Genomic DNA, 14758 nt, shown 5'->3' with positions numbered 1-14758 from the left:
TAAAATATACGTAGTAAGTTTTAATTTTTGTTTGTGTGGAGCATTTCTATAATGGTTAATGATGAGGTTAACAGGCTCATTTACTGGCTCTGATAAGATTCATGGGGTGTTGTTTATTTGTAATGTCTATTGAGATCATCTACCCTATTTGTCATACAAAGGCCATTACATAACGGTTTGATTCATTAAGAAACCTTAGTTATTCCCTATGTAAACAACCACAGGAGAAGCATGTCAGACTCAGATATATCGCCTCAATTCAGTTCCAAAATGAGCATTAGTGATTATAAAAAAATAATTCAAGATGCTGACAACTACTTTAATGATAACTTTACCTATATTGCTATTGATGAAATTGTAAAGTTACGTGCCGATTTCTTTGATACTCTGCTGCTTCACCTATGGGAGTGCGCCGAGCTAACCTCCGACAATATCTCTCTCAACGCCGTTGGTGGCTATGGCCGTCAAACCCTACATCTTCATTCTGATATCGATATCTGTGTACTTTTCTCCCAAACGCTCACGCCCCAAGAGGAGTCTCAAATTGGTCTTTTCTTTACCCAGTTGTGGGATCTTGGTTTAGAGCTTGGTCATAGTGTATTGGGATTGAGTGAGGTAGATAAAGCCTGTAAAGAGGATATCTCTACCGCGACCTCACTGTTCGAGATGCGTCACTTAACGGGTCCAAAATCCCATGCTGAAGAGGTGTTAAGTCGACTATATGGCGATAATCTCTGGAGCAGTGAAGCCTTTTTTAATGCAAAGGTGATTGAGCAAGATGAGCGCCACCAAAAAGCCCAAGGCAGTGCTTTTAGCCTAGAGCCAAACTTAAAAAATAGCCCAGGGGGAATGCGCGATATTCAAACCCTTATCTGGGTTACCCGTAAGTATTTTTCCGCTGAAGATATGGCGGCTTTAAGGCGCTTTGGTTTCTTTACCTCTGATGAGTACTCGGAGTTGCTAGAATCACAGAACTTTATTTGGCGAACTCGTTGGGCACTGCATGCTGCAGCGCAGCGTTCTGAAAATCGTCTGCTTATTTCTTTGCAAAGTGATGTCGCGCGCCTTATGGGGTTTGGCGACAACAGTCACCTGGCTATCGAAAAGATGATGCGTCAGCTATACCGTGCTATGAGGCGAATTAGCGAACTTAACCAGATGCTACTGCTCTATTTTAAGGATGAGCTTTTAGCGCAAACTGATAAAAAGACGACCCTGTTAAATGAACATTTTGAGATAAATAGCCGACTCATTAATGCACGCCATGATGATGTTTTTGTTGACCGTACTCAGCTGATGGCACTCTTTATTCATATTGCAGAAAATGCAGATGATATTGATGGTATTTCACCACAAACGATTCGTTTGATCCGTCAAGTAAGACGCCGTTTGCTTGGGGATCTACAAGATTTTCATCGTTGTCGGAAGGAGTTTATCTCTCTATTTCGCCATCCAGAAGGGATGGGGCTGGCACTATCATTAATGCTTAAACATGGTGTTCTAGCCTCATATCTACCCCAATGGCGTGAGATCGTAGGGCAGATGCAGTTCGATCTTTATCATGTTTACCCCGTTGACGAGCATACTCATAAATTACTTAAAAACCTCTACTCCTTAAAAGACAAGCCTGAGTCGGCCTCGCTTGTACAACCTAGTGCGGTTTACAAAGCGATTGAGAATAAAGAGGTGCTACTGTTAGCTGCACTGTTCCATGATCTCGCCAAAGGTCGTGGTGGCGATCATAGTGAGTTGGGCGCGGTTGATGCGATGCAGTTTGCCAAGTTTCATGAATTGAAACCATCTCAAGCTAAAGTTATTGCCTGGTTAGTGCAGAATCATCTGCTGCTATCTCTCTCCTCACAACGACTCGATATTTATGATCCTTCGGAAGTGAAGAACCTTGCTAAAACCATAGGAACTAAAGCCAGACTCGATGCTCTCTACTGTTTAACCGTTGCGGATATTAAAGCAACCAATGATGATCTGTGGACAAATTGGAAGGCCACGTTACTTCGTGATCTATATATGTCGATAAGCTTTGCCCTACGTAATGGCTTAGAAAACGTGTTAGAGCAGCGAACAATTGTCCGTGAACATAAGAATGAAGCCCTAGAGTTGATGGGGATGAGTGAAATTTCCGAAGAGATTAAACTGCTCTGGAAACGCCTGCCTTTATCATTTTTTAGTAATGCTCAACCCAGCGATATTGCTCGTTACTCCCAAGCTATGATCCAGTACCCAGCAGAGCATGCACTTATTTTATTGGATGAGGGCAGCACTAAGGGCTGTAGTGATCTATTTGTCTATATGAAGGATAAACCGGGTCTGTTTGTTACCCTGTTTAACACTTTAGCATCGCTGCAGATCTCTGTGCAGCAAGCTAATATCTCTAAGACAAAAGATGGTTACGTGGTGGAGTCGTTAAAAATACTCGATTATGACCAGCACCCTATACGTACTGCTGGTCGACGTGAAAGTATTAAGCTGAAGCTGGAGCAGGTGTTATTTCAGAATAAGAAGGTCTCTAAACAGCGCCTTAACAGTAACTTGGACTCATTTGTCAGTGAGCCTAAAGTGGAGTTTTTGCATTCGCGCAAAAAAGACAGAACCTTGATTAGTGTGACGGCTCTGGATAATCCACAATTTATGAGCCACTTCTGTAATGGATTCAGGCAGTTTGAGCTCAATATCCACTCGGCCAAAATCACTACAGTGGGTGAGCAGGTCGATAATGTCTTTCTTGTTTCAGATAAAGATGGCCAGTCTCTCGACGATGAGAGTAAGCAAACCTTAAAGTCCTTCTTTGTTGATTTCATTAAGGAGCAGCCCACAGCCTGATCTGTTATCGCTAAGCCTCTTGTTTTGTTGTACTTTCAAGAAGGCTTAGCGACATCTCCTTATCAGTTCGCGTAGCAAGTGAGCCGATGCTAGGACAACCTCTCCTTTATAAGACAAGATTGAGATTAACTCATCATCTAGGGCACTAAGTTCAGTTAAGCTGTTGTTGCGGCATAGTTTAACTAGTTCGATGCCTAAGTTGAGGGTTTTATCATTTAGCTCTGCTACCTGCTTGATACTGTGTAACTTGGGCGATTGGTCAATGAGTTGCTTTAACCTTGGTTGATTTTTTTGCCACTTTAGCAGTGCTGTCTCAATCAGATTTAGAGCATTGGCGAACTCTAGACTCTCCTTATCTTTTGCCTTCGCTAACCCTTGATGTAAAAAAATCAATGGCAGGCTCTCAACATCAAGGTAGTCCACAAATCGATTCAGTGGCGCTTGCTGATGATACTCATTGGCTTGAAATTTGAGGTGGTGGCGAGTGTAGTAGTGTGCAGGTTCCACCGTTTCAGCCAGCAGTTGTAAAGGCGATATGTCGCTATTTTGAGCGACTAAGTTTTGTAGCCCTTGCTGTTGCTGCTGTTTATGTTCAAGGCCGATATAGCGCTGGCTATAGCTGCTTATTGAAGCTAAACGTTGATACATATTTTGACTATCGGTGAGCTCTTTTGGCGACCACAAACGCTCAGCGATAGCATATAGTCGTGGCCAGACTCTGATGTCGATATTTTCATGGGTGATAAGCTCAGACCATATCGTCGCCTCACCACCTAAAACCTTATTATGATCAGCAATGAGCTCTACAGGAGCTTGTTTTAATTTTGCTTTAGTTAACTGACTTGCCTGAGCTAGCGCTGAGCGTTGTCCTGTGATTGGGTAAAGCGTGTTGCCGACAAATATGTGCCCGGCTAAAACAGTGTCGTTCGATATGGTGAACTCCGCTGTGGTTGGCCCCATCCAGGTATCTATACGGTACTCAATCTTATTCTCTGAGAGTATGAGTTTATTGACTTTTTTGGATAATTTCCCGTTGAGGCTCAGGTAAGCATAGGGTTGGCTATCGTGAACAATCAATAACTCACCATGAATAGGAGAGCCTTTATACCTTGGCATAGTAAATTGCCATACCTCGCCCTGAACATCTGCGGGCAATAAGGCTACTAAGGGGGCGGGCTCACTTTGTGGGTCATTGCGATAGTGATAGTCAGTATATTGTGCCTGATCGATATAAAAGCCTGTTGAGAGCAAGCCTTGATATCCAGCGGCGGTAATTTGCGAAAGTGAGTCGAGCCCACGCCATGACTGTACCAATATATCTGAAGGTAATTTAGGATGAAATATCTCATCCCAGCCCATCATAAATCGTTTGTGTTGAGCCAAGATCTTATTCACTTTTTGATTAAAGTGTGCCTGAAGATCTTCTGCATTAAGCAACGCATTCTTTTGCATATACTCTGTGATACTTTCATTATTGAGCCACTGAGTCGGTGGGACCTCATCGCCGCCTATATGCAAGTAATGATCGGGAAAAAGAGTGGTCAACTCACCGACTAGTTTATCGATAAACTGATAAACCTCGGGGTTTGTAGGATCGAGAATAGGCTCAAATACCCCCCATTGCCGCTCCATTTCATAGGGGCCTTCTGCGCTCATTAACTCTGGATAGGCCACCGCGATTGCTGAAGCATGCCCTGGTAGATCTAACTCTGGCACTACACGGATCCCTTTGTGAGAGGCGTACTCAACAATCGAGGTTATCTCAGCTTGAGTATAGAACTTTCCATCAGATGCCTTTTGATGCAGTGCTGGGTAGATTTTTGATTCGATCCTCCAGCCTTGATCGTCAGTTAGGTGCCAATGAAAAACATTGAGCTTTGCCGAAGCCATACCGTCGAGTTGACGCTTAATGGTTTCAATTGGCATAAAGTGACGCACACTATCAATCAGCAAGCCGCGCCAAGGATAACGAGGTTTATCTTTTATCACGATCGCAGGGATATCTGCTTTACCTATCCCCTGCGGTGTCGTTAGTAGTAGCTGGCTGAGAGTGTTAAGCCCATGTTTGATACCTAGCTCATTGCTAGCAATAAGGGTGAGCTGTGTTGAGCTGATATCTAGCTCATAACTTTCATCATCACCGAGTTGAGGTGGACGGTTTAGTGGTTGCTGCGTCAGTTTAACTAGAACATCTGGCTTATCACTACTTTTGACATCGTCATTGATGGAGTTGAGTGTTAAATTCGTTTGGATTCTGGCTGCTAAGAGCTCTTGCATGGTTTGTTTAAATTGCAGCGCATTGTTATCAGGGATACCAGAGGTGGCAAATGATAGCGCTGGAGAGATATGAAAATGAGTTGAGTCGGGAGCTATTTTTAGCTCGGCTGGAAGCGGCATAATATTAATAGGTTTGGCATTTGCATTTATGCAAACTGACACCAAGAGGACACTATTTAGAAAAATTACCAGTTGTTGCCACATCGAATTAACTCCTTTTAGATCTACTCAATTATCCATGCTCTTTGCCATTTCAGCGGGATTAGGTTGCAAATTGACTCAGTTTGAGTTGCAACTTTGACTAAATAATGACAGCGTTGTCTATTTGTGGTCAACATTTTAATTATCGAATAGTAAAGGGGATTTTATGAAAGGCGTCAGTTTTCTAAGCTGCATAGCATTGTTGTTATTGAGTCCAATGGGCACACTCTTAGCGGATCAACGTCATAGTGAAGACTGGGTTAAAGATCAGGTTTTTACTTCTGGTGTTGAGGGGCCAGCAGTAAATAGCAAGGGGGAGCTATTTGCGGTTAATTTCGCCAAAGAGGGGACAATAGGCAAGGTGACGGCTCAGCACAAAGCTTCACACTTTATGACTTTACCCGAAGGCTCAGTGGGTAATGGGATCCGCTTTGATAAACAAGATAATATGTATATAGCCGATTATGCGGGCCATAACATTCTAAGAGTGGACGCTGGCACTGAGGTCGCTTACGTTTTCTCCCATCAGCCAAAGATGAATCAACCTAATGATATTGCAATGATGGATTCAGGTATTCTCTTTGCCAGTGATCCTAATTGGTCGAATAGTTCTGGTCAGTTATGGCGTATTGACACCGATGGAGTGACTCAACTGTTAGAGTCTGACATGGGCACAACAAATGGTGTTGAAGTGAGCCCAGATAATAAAAGGCTCTATGTGAATGAAAGTGTTCAACGAAAAGTCTGGGTGTATGATCTAAATATGCAAGGTGAGATCAGCAATAAACGCTTGTTGATTGAGTTTGCAGATCATGGCTTGGATGGAATGCGCACCGATATCCACGGCAATTTATACATTGCCCGTTATGGAGCCGGTGTTGTTGCTGTTGTCTCTGCGAGTGGCGAACTGCTTGAAGAGATCAGACTTAAGGGACAGCATCCGACTAATGTCGCATTTGGTGGAGAGGATGGACATAGCTTGTTTATCACGATGCAAAAACGTGGGGCTATAGAACATGTTCGTGTTAAATATGCCGGTAGAACTTTTATGTGACTCTCTATTGCTGCGTTTCAAAGCAGCGCTAAGCTAGATTGTTTGACTGACAAAAGCCTCTCTACATAGGGATTAGAGTGGCAAAATAGATAAGTTTTGGATGTAAACTTACTCATCAATCACTATGTTTGTTAATAATGTTAAAGTTTGCAACAAGTACTATTCTCACATAAACCAATACTATTCTAACCATTTTTCCTTCGGTCAATTTCAATACCTAGTCACATCGAATATTATAAAAATTGATTTAAATCAATTTTTTAGATGTTGTGTATATTCGTATTATCATTTGTGTTTAGCTTTTTAGTATCAGCATCTTGTGCTCATTCTAGCTCTTTTGGGTTAATTAGATGTAGAGATCTTGTTGCGCATTGTGTAGTATTTGAACTACTTATGACAGCGTTGTCATTTCCAGCAAGGAAGTGGGCATGAGTAACATAACGATAAGAAATTATATTAAGGGACTTGAAATGCGACGTACTAATTTTAAGAAAAGCGTTCTAGCAACGAGTATTGCCGTTGTTTTGACCAGTAGCTCACCTTCGCTTGCGATTGCTGCCGAAGAGACTAATGCTGATGATAATATTGAGATCATTGAAGTTACTGGTATTCGAGCCAGTTCTAAAGCCAGCATAAACCAAAAACGTTTTGCCACATCGCAAGTTGATGGCATCACAGCGGAAGATATCGGTAAACTACCAGATGTCACCATTGCTGATTCACTGCAACGTATTACTGGTGTTCAGATCACCCGCTCTGCTGGTGAAGGCGGTACGATAGCCATTCGTGGTTTGCCTCAAGTTGGCACCACAATGAATGGTGAGGTTTTCTTAAGTGCGACGACCATCGACACCTCTGGCGCTAACTTTGGCGACCTTCCTGCACAGCTTTTCTCTGGTCTTGAAGTATTTAAGAGTGCTGAAGCTAGCCGCAGTGCTAAAGGTATCTCAGGCTCTGTAGATCTAAAAACACGTCGTCCTTTCGATATGGATACAGGCTGGACTTTTAATGCCGCAGCTGAAGCGAGTCAAGGTTCAATCAGTGAAGAGACAGATCCTAATTTCAATGGGCTTGTTAGCTTCAATAATGACAAGTTTGGTGTGCTATTTTCTGCAGCAAAGCAGCAAGCGACGCTAGCCACAGATTATAATGGATATTTTGATACCTCTGAAGATGGTGGTATCGGTGCAGCAAATAACAGTCACACTTGGGGCGCTGGTCCTAACAGTGGTGATATTCGCCACGTTGTACCACAAGGCTTTGCTGCATTTAATAAGCAGGAGGAGCGCGACCGTGATGCGTTCCAGCTCTCTGTTCAAGCAGACTTAGGTGAAGGCTTCACCTTAACGGCTGATGCGTTCTACTCTAAGCAGGAACGCTTTAATAATCGTAGTGGTTTCTCGCAAAATAACCGCTGGCAGTCATTCAATGACTATGCCTTCCCAAGCGATGGTTTTACCGACGATGCTCCTTTTACCGATGATGATGGCAATGAGTGGCGTGGCGTTAATGCGTTCGATATGAAGTCTTACCGTATGCAGTCGTTTACTCAGGTTAATATCAATGAAGAGGAGTCGCAGAACTACAACCTGCAGCTTGATTACGACAATGGCGGAGCGCTTACAGGTGGCGTGCGTATGACACGCGCTAAAGCTGAAGCTTCAATGCGTCACGCTTATGGTGAAGGTGATATCTTAAGCATTGACCAAGGAACACTTGTTACCGGTCCTGGTGGTCTTGCACCTGCCAGTTACTGTAATAATGGCGAAGAGATTGTGGGCGACCAAGGTGGATGTTTCGCACAATACTCTCAAGGCATTCAAGATCAGTTTATGCTGAACTATGATGCTCGCGGTGAGCATCCTCACTTCTCCGGTTTTAACCAGATGGTTAATGGCGGTAAAGGGATGCGCTCTGTAGGTGACTATATGTCAGACCTCGACTCCTACCATGTTGGTGCGTTCTCCTCTGAAGGTAATACCGATGATGTTGGTGAGATCAACACCTTTAGTACTGCTTGGAACTACGCGTTTGATGATATGCCATTTATCACGAGTGTTGATTTCGGTGTTCGTTATGAAGAGCGTAAGGTCGACCATGACCAATTTACCTATACCTCTGAATTTGGTGGTGGGTGTGATATTGCACAGTGGAAAGCCGTTGACCAATTCTATGGTGATGAGTGTGTCGGTGTAGATGGCGCTGGTGAGATGGTAGATGGTGAATGGACACCTTATACACTACTTGCACCGACCCGTCTTGATGAGCACACAAGTGTTTCATACCAGACTGATTTTGGTAATGTCACAGGTATTCCAGGTGTTTGGGTGATAGATCCTGAGAACTTCCGCGACCCACGTCAGTTCCAAAAAGATGTGTTTGGTAATGTTCAGCGAGTTGAAAATGCTGGTCGTACCTACGATGTTAACCTAAATGAGTTTAGCTACTTCCTACAGGCTAACTTTGAAGAGGGGATCTTCAGCGGTAACTTCGGTGTGAAAGTGGTGGAAACTGAGCAGTATGTTAAGCAGAACTTAGTTGGGCCTAGCTTACCCCACTCAGGTTTGAACCCAGATATCGGAGATGTGGTTACTGAGCGTGATTATACCGATGTATTGCCATCGATTAACGTTGCTGCAGCGGTTACTGATGATGTGATTTTGCGTGCTGCCTACGCGAAAAACATGATGCCGCTTAATTTAGGTGCACTTGGTGGCGGTAAATCTGTCGGTAAGGTATTTAATGAAGAGTGTGGTTGTTTACGTGTTGTAGAGGGCAGCTTAGCGGGTAGCCCAGATCTAGACCCTTGGCGCTCAACCAACTACTCAGTATCGGCTGAGTGGTATAACGGCGATGCCTCTATGATGTTTATCTCAGCCTTTAACATCGACATTGAGAGCTTTGTTGGTTCTGGTACTGTGATGATCGATGAGCCTGATGATGATGGTGTTAAACGTGGTCCTTGGCCTTTTTCTACACCAGTACAAGCTGAAGGCGGAAGCATTAAAGGGCTAGAGCTTGGTGCTCGTGTGGCTTTTGATGATTTCATCGATGTACCAGTACTATCTAACTTTGGTCTAGATGCTAACTATACCTACTCAGATAGTACCCAAGACAGTGATCTTGCAAAAGATGTCTATGGTAGTGACTTACCTTTCCCTGGCATGTCAGAAGATACCTACAACTTTGTACTTTGGTATGAACAGGAGGACTTCTCTACACGTCTGGCTTGGAACTCAGTTAGCCCACGTTTAATCACAACTGGCGGTGCTGGTGTTGGTGGACAAACTCTGTATCAAGATACTTACTCACAACTTGATTTCAGTGCAACGTACAACCTGAATGAGATGTTTAGCTTCTATGTTTATGGTTCTAATATTCTTGAAGAGTATCAGCAAACTTACCTAGAAAACTCATCTCAAAAGGCGTTCCAGAATGTCTATGAAGCGCGTTGGACATTAGGTGCCCGCATGACATTCTAATCGATGAAAGTTATCGATTGATGTACATAATGAAAGGCGCCGCATATGCGGCGCCTTTTTGTGTAAAATGAATGACATACTGATTTTTACAGATACTTTATAAAATAATAACAACACATCAGCGTGGTACTAATGATGGAAAATTCAAAACAGGTGATAAGGTCAATTGTTATCGTTGGAGGCGGCACATCTGGGTGGATGACTGCGGCTGCATTGAGTCATTTCTTTAAGGATAAACCCGTTAAGTTAACCTTAATTGAGTCCTCTACAATAGGTACTATTGGTGTAGGCGAAGCGACAATCCCAACCTTAAGGCGTTTCTACAGCAAGCTAGGCTTTAGTGATTTTGATGTGATAAAGGCGACCAATGCCACTTGTAAACTAGGCATTGAGTTTAAGGATTGGAAGCAAAAAGGCAGCCGCTTTATTCATCCGTTTGGGCTGTTTGGTCAGGGGACAAAAGAGGTTGATTTTCATCACTATTGGAACCGAGCTCGGCTAGCCGGTGAGGCTGAATTACTTTCCGAGTTTTCCCTAGGGGCATCCCTTGCCCTTAATAATAAGTTTGTACTGCCGTCAATTACTCCATCGAGTCAGTTAGATATCTTTGATTGGGCGCTTCATTTCGATGCAGCCCTGTTTGCTAACTTGATGAAAGAGTTTTCACTTGCCCACGGTGTGATGCTTAAAGATAATGTGGTTGAGAAGGTTAATGTCGCGCAAAGTACAGGCAATATTGCCAGTGTGACACTTGACAGTGGTGAGCTGGTTGAAGGCGATCTATTTGTCGACTGTTCTGGGTTTAAGTCGCTGCTGTTACAAGAGGCATTGAAAACAGGTTATCAAGACTGGAGTGACTATCTTGTTTGCGATCGCGCAGTGGCAGTGCAAACTCAGGCGCGAGAAAATCCTATTGTACGTACAATCTCTCAAGCACAAGAGTCCGGCTGGACTTGGAAGATCCCACTGCAGCATAGAACGGGTAATGGTCATGTCTATTCGAGTCAGTTTATCTCAGATGATGAGGCAACCTCTACACTGGTGGAGCAGCTTGATGGCGAGATGCTGCACACGCCAAGAATGTTTAGTTTTACCCCAGGCCGAGCCGAGAAAGCGTGGAATAAAAACTGTATTGCTGTGGGGTTATCCTCAGGCTTCTTAGAGCCGTTAGAGAGCACGAGTATCGCTTTGGTAGAAACTGCTATAGAGAAAATTCTGCTATCAGTAAAAGATGCAAGTTATACCGAGCAGGTAAGGGATCGTTTTAATCAAGTGACAGCGCTTGAATATGAGCGGGTAAGAGATTTTATCATTTTACATTACAAGCTCACTCATCGAACAGATTCTGCAATGTGGCGTTACTGCCAGCAGATGGCTATTCCAGAGGAGCTTGCATCGAAAATGCAGGCCTTTAGCCGCGACGGTAGTATCAAATCTTACCCTTGGGAGATCTTTGGTAAAGATAGTTGGCTTGCGATCTATGACGGTTTTGATTTTAGGCCGGATAATTTTAGTCCTAAAGCTCTGAATATGGAGCTGGGTTATCTGAAAAAACATCTGAACTTTATGAAGAGCAGCATCGATAACGCCGTTGAGTTGGCGCCGACACATGCTGAGTTTCTCGCTCAAGTTGCAGCAGATGAGGCGTAACTGGTTTTAGATACAAGATTGAGGATAAATAACAGATGACCCCAGAATCTATTAAAAAATTTGTCATTGTTGGTGGCGGAACAGCGGGTTGGATTGCGGCAGCGACACTAGGAAATATTTTTCGTCACTCAGAGGTTGAGATTGAGTTAGTCGAGTCTGATGATATCGGTGTTATTGGAGTAGGAGAGGCGACCATTCCCCCTTTGCTGACGATTTTAGAGAGCTTAGGGATCGATCTGGTCGACTTTATTAAACACACTCAAGCGAGTTTTAAGCTAGGAATACAGTTCGATGATTGGCACACTATCGGTGAGGGGTATTTTCACCCTTTTGGTACGCTTGGCCGCTCAATCGATGGCCATGACTTTTTCCAGTGCTGGCTAAAATCAAAAGCAGAGGGTGATGATACCCCATTAATGGCTCACTCTCCCGAGGCAGTACTTGCCCAGCAAGGGCGTTTTTTCCTGCCCTTTGAAGCTCAAGGAACTCCGCTGGCTTCTACGACATTTGCTCTGCATTTAGATGCGGTTCTGGCTGGGAAGTATTTACGAAAATTTGCAGAAAAATCAGGAGTAAAGCGTACAGAAGGCTTAGTCGAATCTGTGTCCAGAAGTGATAAAGGCTTAATCAAGAGTGTGACGCTACAAAGCGGCGTTGAGATCGCTGGAGATTTCTTTATCGACTGTAGTGGTTTTAAGGGCTTGCTGATCGAGGAGGCGTTAGAAACTGGCTATGAAGATTGGTCTGAATTTCTTCCCTGCAATAGAGCTGTAACGGTTCAAACTGAGAATATGGGTGATACCACCCCTTACACCATAGCGACAGCCAGAGCAGCGGGGTGGACGTGGCGAATTCCACTGCAACACAGAACCGGAAATGGTTATGTATTTTGTGATAAATATTGCAGTGATGAGGAAGCGATAGAGACTCTGCTTAGTTCGATAGAGGGGCAGCCGCTTACTGAGCCTAGAGTTATCCCCTTTACCACAGGAGTTCGCCATAAAGCGTGGAATCAAAATTGTTTAGCATTAGGTCTAGCGCAAGGGTTTCTTGAACCTTTGGAGTCCACTGCGATTCATCTTGTTTCTAAGTCTTTGGCGCTATTTGTGCGTCTGTTTCCAACCGCTGAATGTGATACTCAATTAAGTGATGAGTTTAACCGCAGAGTACGTCAAGATTATGAGGAGATCAGAGACTTTTTGGTGTTGCACTACTGCACGACACAAAGGGATGACACTCCTTTTTGGCGCTGGTGTCAGCAGATGGAGCTCCCTGTGAAATTAAAAGCCAAGCTTGATCTGTTTAAGGTTCATGGGGGGCTTATTCCTGGGACTGAAGAGCTATTCCAGCCCACGAGTTGGTATGCAGTTTTTGATGGTATGGGGGTTGAGCCCGTTGGCTATAATCCGACATTGGATGCCATTGATTACCACAAATTGAAGCAAAGTTTACATAGTGGCAAAACGGCAATCCAAACCAGCGCAGCTACTCAGCCAAGCCATGATGAGTTTTTACGCACCTATTGCCCAGCTCCTAAAATTTAAACTTGTCTATTGAGACACTGCTTTGCAGTGTCTATCAATAAAGGTTTGATGGCTAACAGACTGGCTCGCAGCATTGATTATTGAGTGCTTCATCTGTGCTAGGTTTTGCTTAACAGTCTCTAAAGGGATGGCATCTACTCTTGGGTCGTAGCGGTTAGGTAATACACCAAATGCGTGATACATGGTCAGCCAGCTGGCCGCTTCGAAGGACTCATTTTCACGTAGGATGATATGTCCTTGGCTACGGTAGACGTCAATCTTATGAGACAGGGTCTCAGGCACTCTCATCTCTTGGCAGTATTGCCAAAATGGGGAGTCTATTCCACTTGCTAGCTTGTAGTGCAGGATAATAAAGTCTCTTACATGTTCCAATTCACTGTTATGTAATCTGTTTACTTCATTGATATCATGTTCATTGAAGCTAGTATCAGGGAAAAAGCTCAATAGCTTAGCTATTGCACTCTGTATCAGCGAAATACTGGTCGATTCAATTGGCTCAAGAAAACCGCTGGAAAGCCCTACCGCAAAGCAGTTTTTATTCCAGATCTGCTTTCTTCTCCCCGGAGTGAATGAAAACTGCCTAATTTGAGAGATGGGTTCGCCAGTGAGACTGGTGAGTAAGTTCTGCTCCGCTGAGGCTTTATTTTCAAATTGGCTGCTAAAAATGTAGCCATTTCCCGTACGATGCTGCAGCGGAATATGCCACTGCCAACCACTATTGTGGGCTATCGAGCGAGTGTAGGGGTTGGGGGAGCTTGTTGATTTAGTTTGCACGGCTAAGGCGGTATCACACAGTAACCATTCGCTCCAATCATCAAAACCTGTCTTCATCGCCTGCTCGATAAGTAGTGCTTTAAAACCTGAGCAATCAATAAAGAGATCGGCTTCGAGCACCCGACCATCATGCAGTGACACTGACTCGATAAACCCATTTTTATGCAGGTTCACTTGATCAATGGTTGCATCTACATGCTCGACACCCATCTTTAAGGAGTGTGATTTTAACAGCTCGGCGTAGAGCCCAGCGTCAAAATGGTAAGCATAGGAGTAGTCTGCAAGAGGAGAGGGGGGGTTGGGGTGAGGTTGAGCAAAGTTACCCTGCTGAGCAAGTACGCTTGAGAAGCTATAATCTTCTAGCTTAAAATTATGACCTTCTAGCTTATGCCCTTCTAGTTTATAGTTTTCTATAGCTAAGCGGTTGACGTATTGATGGAAATCAACCTTGTTGATTGGTAAACCATAATCAGAGAAAGGGTGAAAAAAGCTGGGGGAAGTCTGGCTCCAGTTTTCAAACTTTATGCCCAGTTTGAAGGAGGCTTGCGTCGCCTTGATAAACTCTATCTCATTCAAACCAATACTGTGATTGAACTCTACGATATTAGGTATTGTTGCTTCACCTACACCAACAGTGGGAAGTTGAGATGACTCAATCACAGTTATCGTTAGATTCTTCCCCTGTGCGTATCTGCCTAAGCTTGCTGCCGACATCCATCCGGCTGTGCCACCACCGACAATGATCACCTGTGTGATTGGTTTCGTCATCTTAATATCCTTGCTCTGCTTATTTTGATATTGCTGGAGCCTTATCAATAGATTGAAACGACAGTGCTCTCTAGGTGAACAGGGGTTTTAATACACTGTTTATCGCTTAGTAATACAGCGGATGTTATCAATAATTGACAGCGTTGTCATCGGTTTGTTGTGTGGGCTTG

The 14758-nt window shown here is 43.8% G+C and carries 7 protein-coding genes; 5 read left to right on the top strand and 2 right to left on the bottom strand.

Annotated elements, in window-relative coordinates; translation table 11 throughout:
* The first annotated feature begins 231 nt into the window (after positions 1-231).
* Positions 232-2838, top strand: coding sequence for a [protein-PII] uridylyltransferase (gene glnD, locus SWOO_RS20235; protein WP_012326529.1), 2607 nt, complete (start codon positions 232-234; stop codon positions 2836-2838).
* A gap of 45 nt (positions 2839-2883) precedes the next feature.
* Here glnD and SWOO_RS20230 read toward each other — a convergent pair whose 3' ends face one another.
* Positions 2884-5319, bottom strand: a complete 2436-nt coding sequence (locus SWOO_RS20230) for a family 20 glycosylhydrolase (protein WP_012326528.1) — start codon at positions 5317-5319, stop codon at positions 2884-2886.
* A gap of 163 nt (positions 5320-5482) precedes the next feature.
* Here SWOO_RS20230 and SWOO_RS20225 point away from each other — a divergent pair, with 163 nt between their 5' ends.
* From SWOO_RS20225 to SWOO_RS20210, 4 genes are all read left to right on the top strand, one after another.
* Positions 5483-6370, top strand: a complete 888-nt coding sequence (locus SWOO_RS20225; protein ID WP_012326527.1) for an SMP-30/gluconolactonase/LRE family protein — start codon at positions 5483-5485, stop codon at positions 6368-6370.
* A gap of 428 nt (positions 6371-6798) precedes the next feature.
* Positions 6799-9852, top strand: coding sequence for a TonB-dependent receptor (locus SWOO_RS20220; RefSeq protein ID WP_012326526.1), 3054 nt, complete (start codon positions 6799-6801; stop codon positions 9850-9852).
* A gap of 132 nt (positions 9853-9984) precedes the next feature.
* Positions 9985-11502, top strand: coding sequence for a tryptophan halogenase family protein (locus tag SWOO_RS20215; protein ID WP_012326525.1), 1518 nt, complete (start codon positions 9985-9987; stop codon positions 11500-11502).
* A 35-nt stretch (positions 11503-11537) separates the two neighbouring features.
* The gene (locus tag SWOO_RS20210) at positions 11538-13046 is read left to right on the top strand and encodes a tryptophan halogenase family protein (protein ID WP_012326524.1); all 1509 of its coding nucleotides are present in this window, start codon (positions 11538-11540) and stop codon (positions 13044-13046) included.
* A gap of 6 nt (positions 13047-13052) precedes the next feature.
* Here SWOO_RS20210 and SWOO_RS20205 read toward each other — a convergent pair whose 3' ends face one another.
* Positions 13053-14588: a tryptophan halogenase family protein gene (locus tag SWOO_RS20205; protein WP_012326523.1), complete on the bottom strand. Its 1536-nt coding sequence runs from the start codon at positions 14586-14588 to the stop codon at positions 13053-13055.
* Positions 14589-14758 lie beyond the last annotated feature (170 nt).

This window comes from Shewanella woodyi ATCC 51908 (assembly GCF_000019525.1).
Lineage (GTDB): Bacteria > Pseudomonadota > Gammaproteobacteria > Enterobacterales > Shewanellaceae > Shewanella > Shewanella woodyi.
This window is presented reverse-complemented; position numbering and strand designations above follow the sequence as displayed.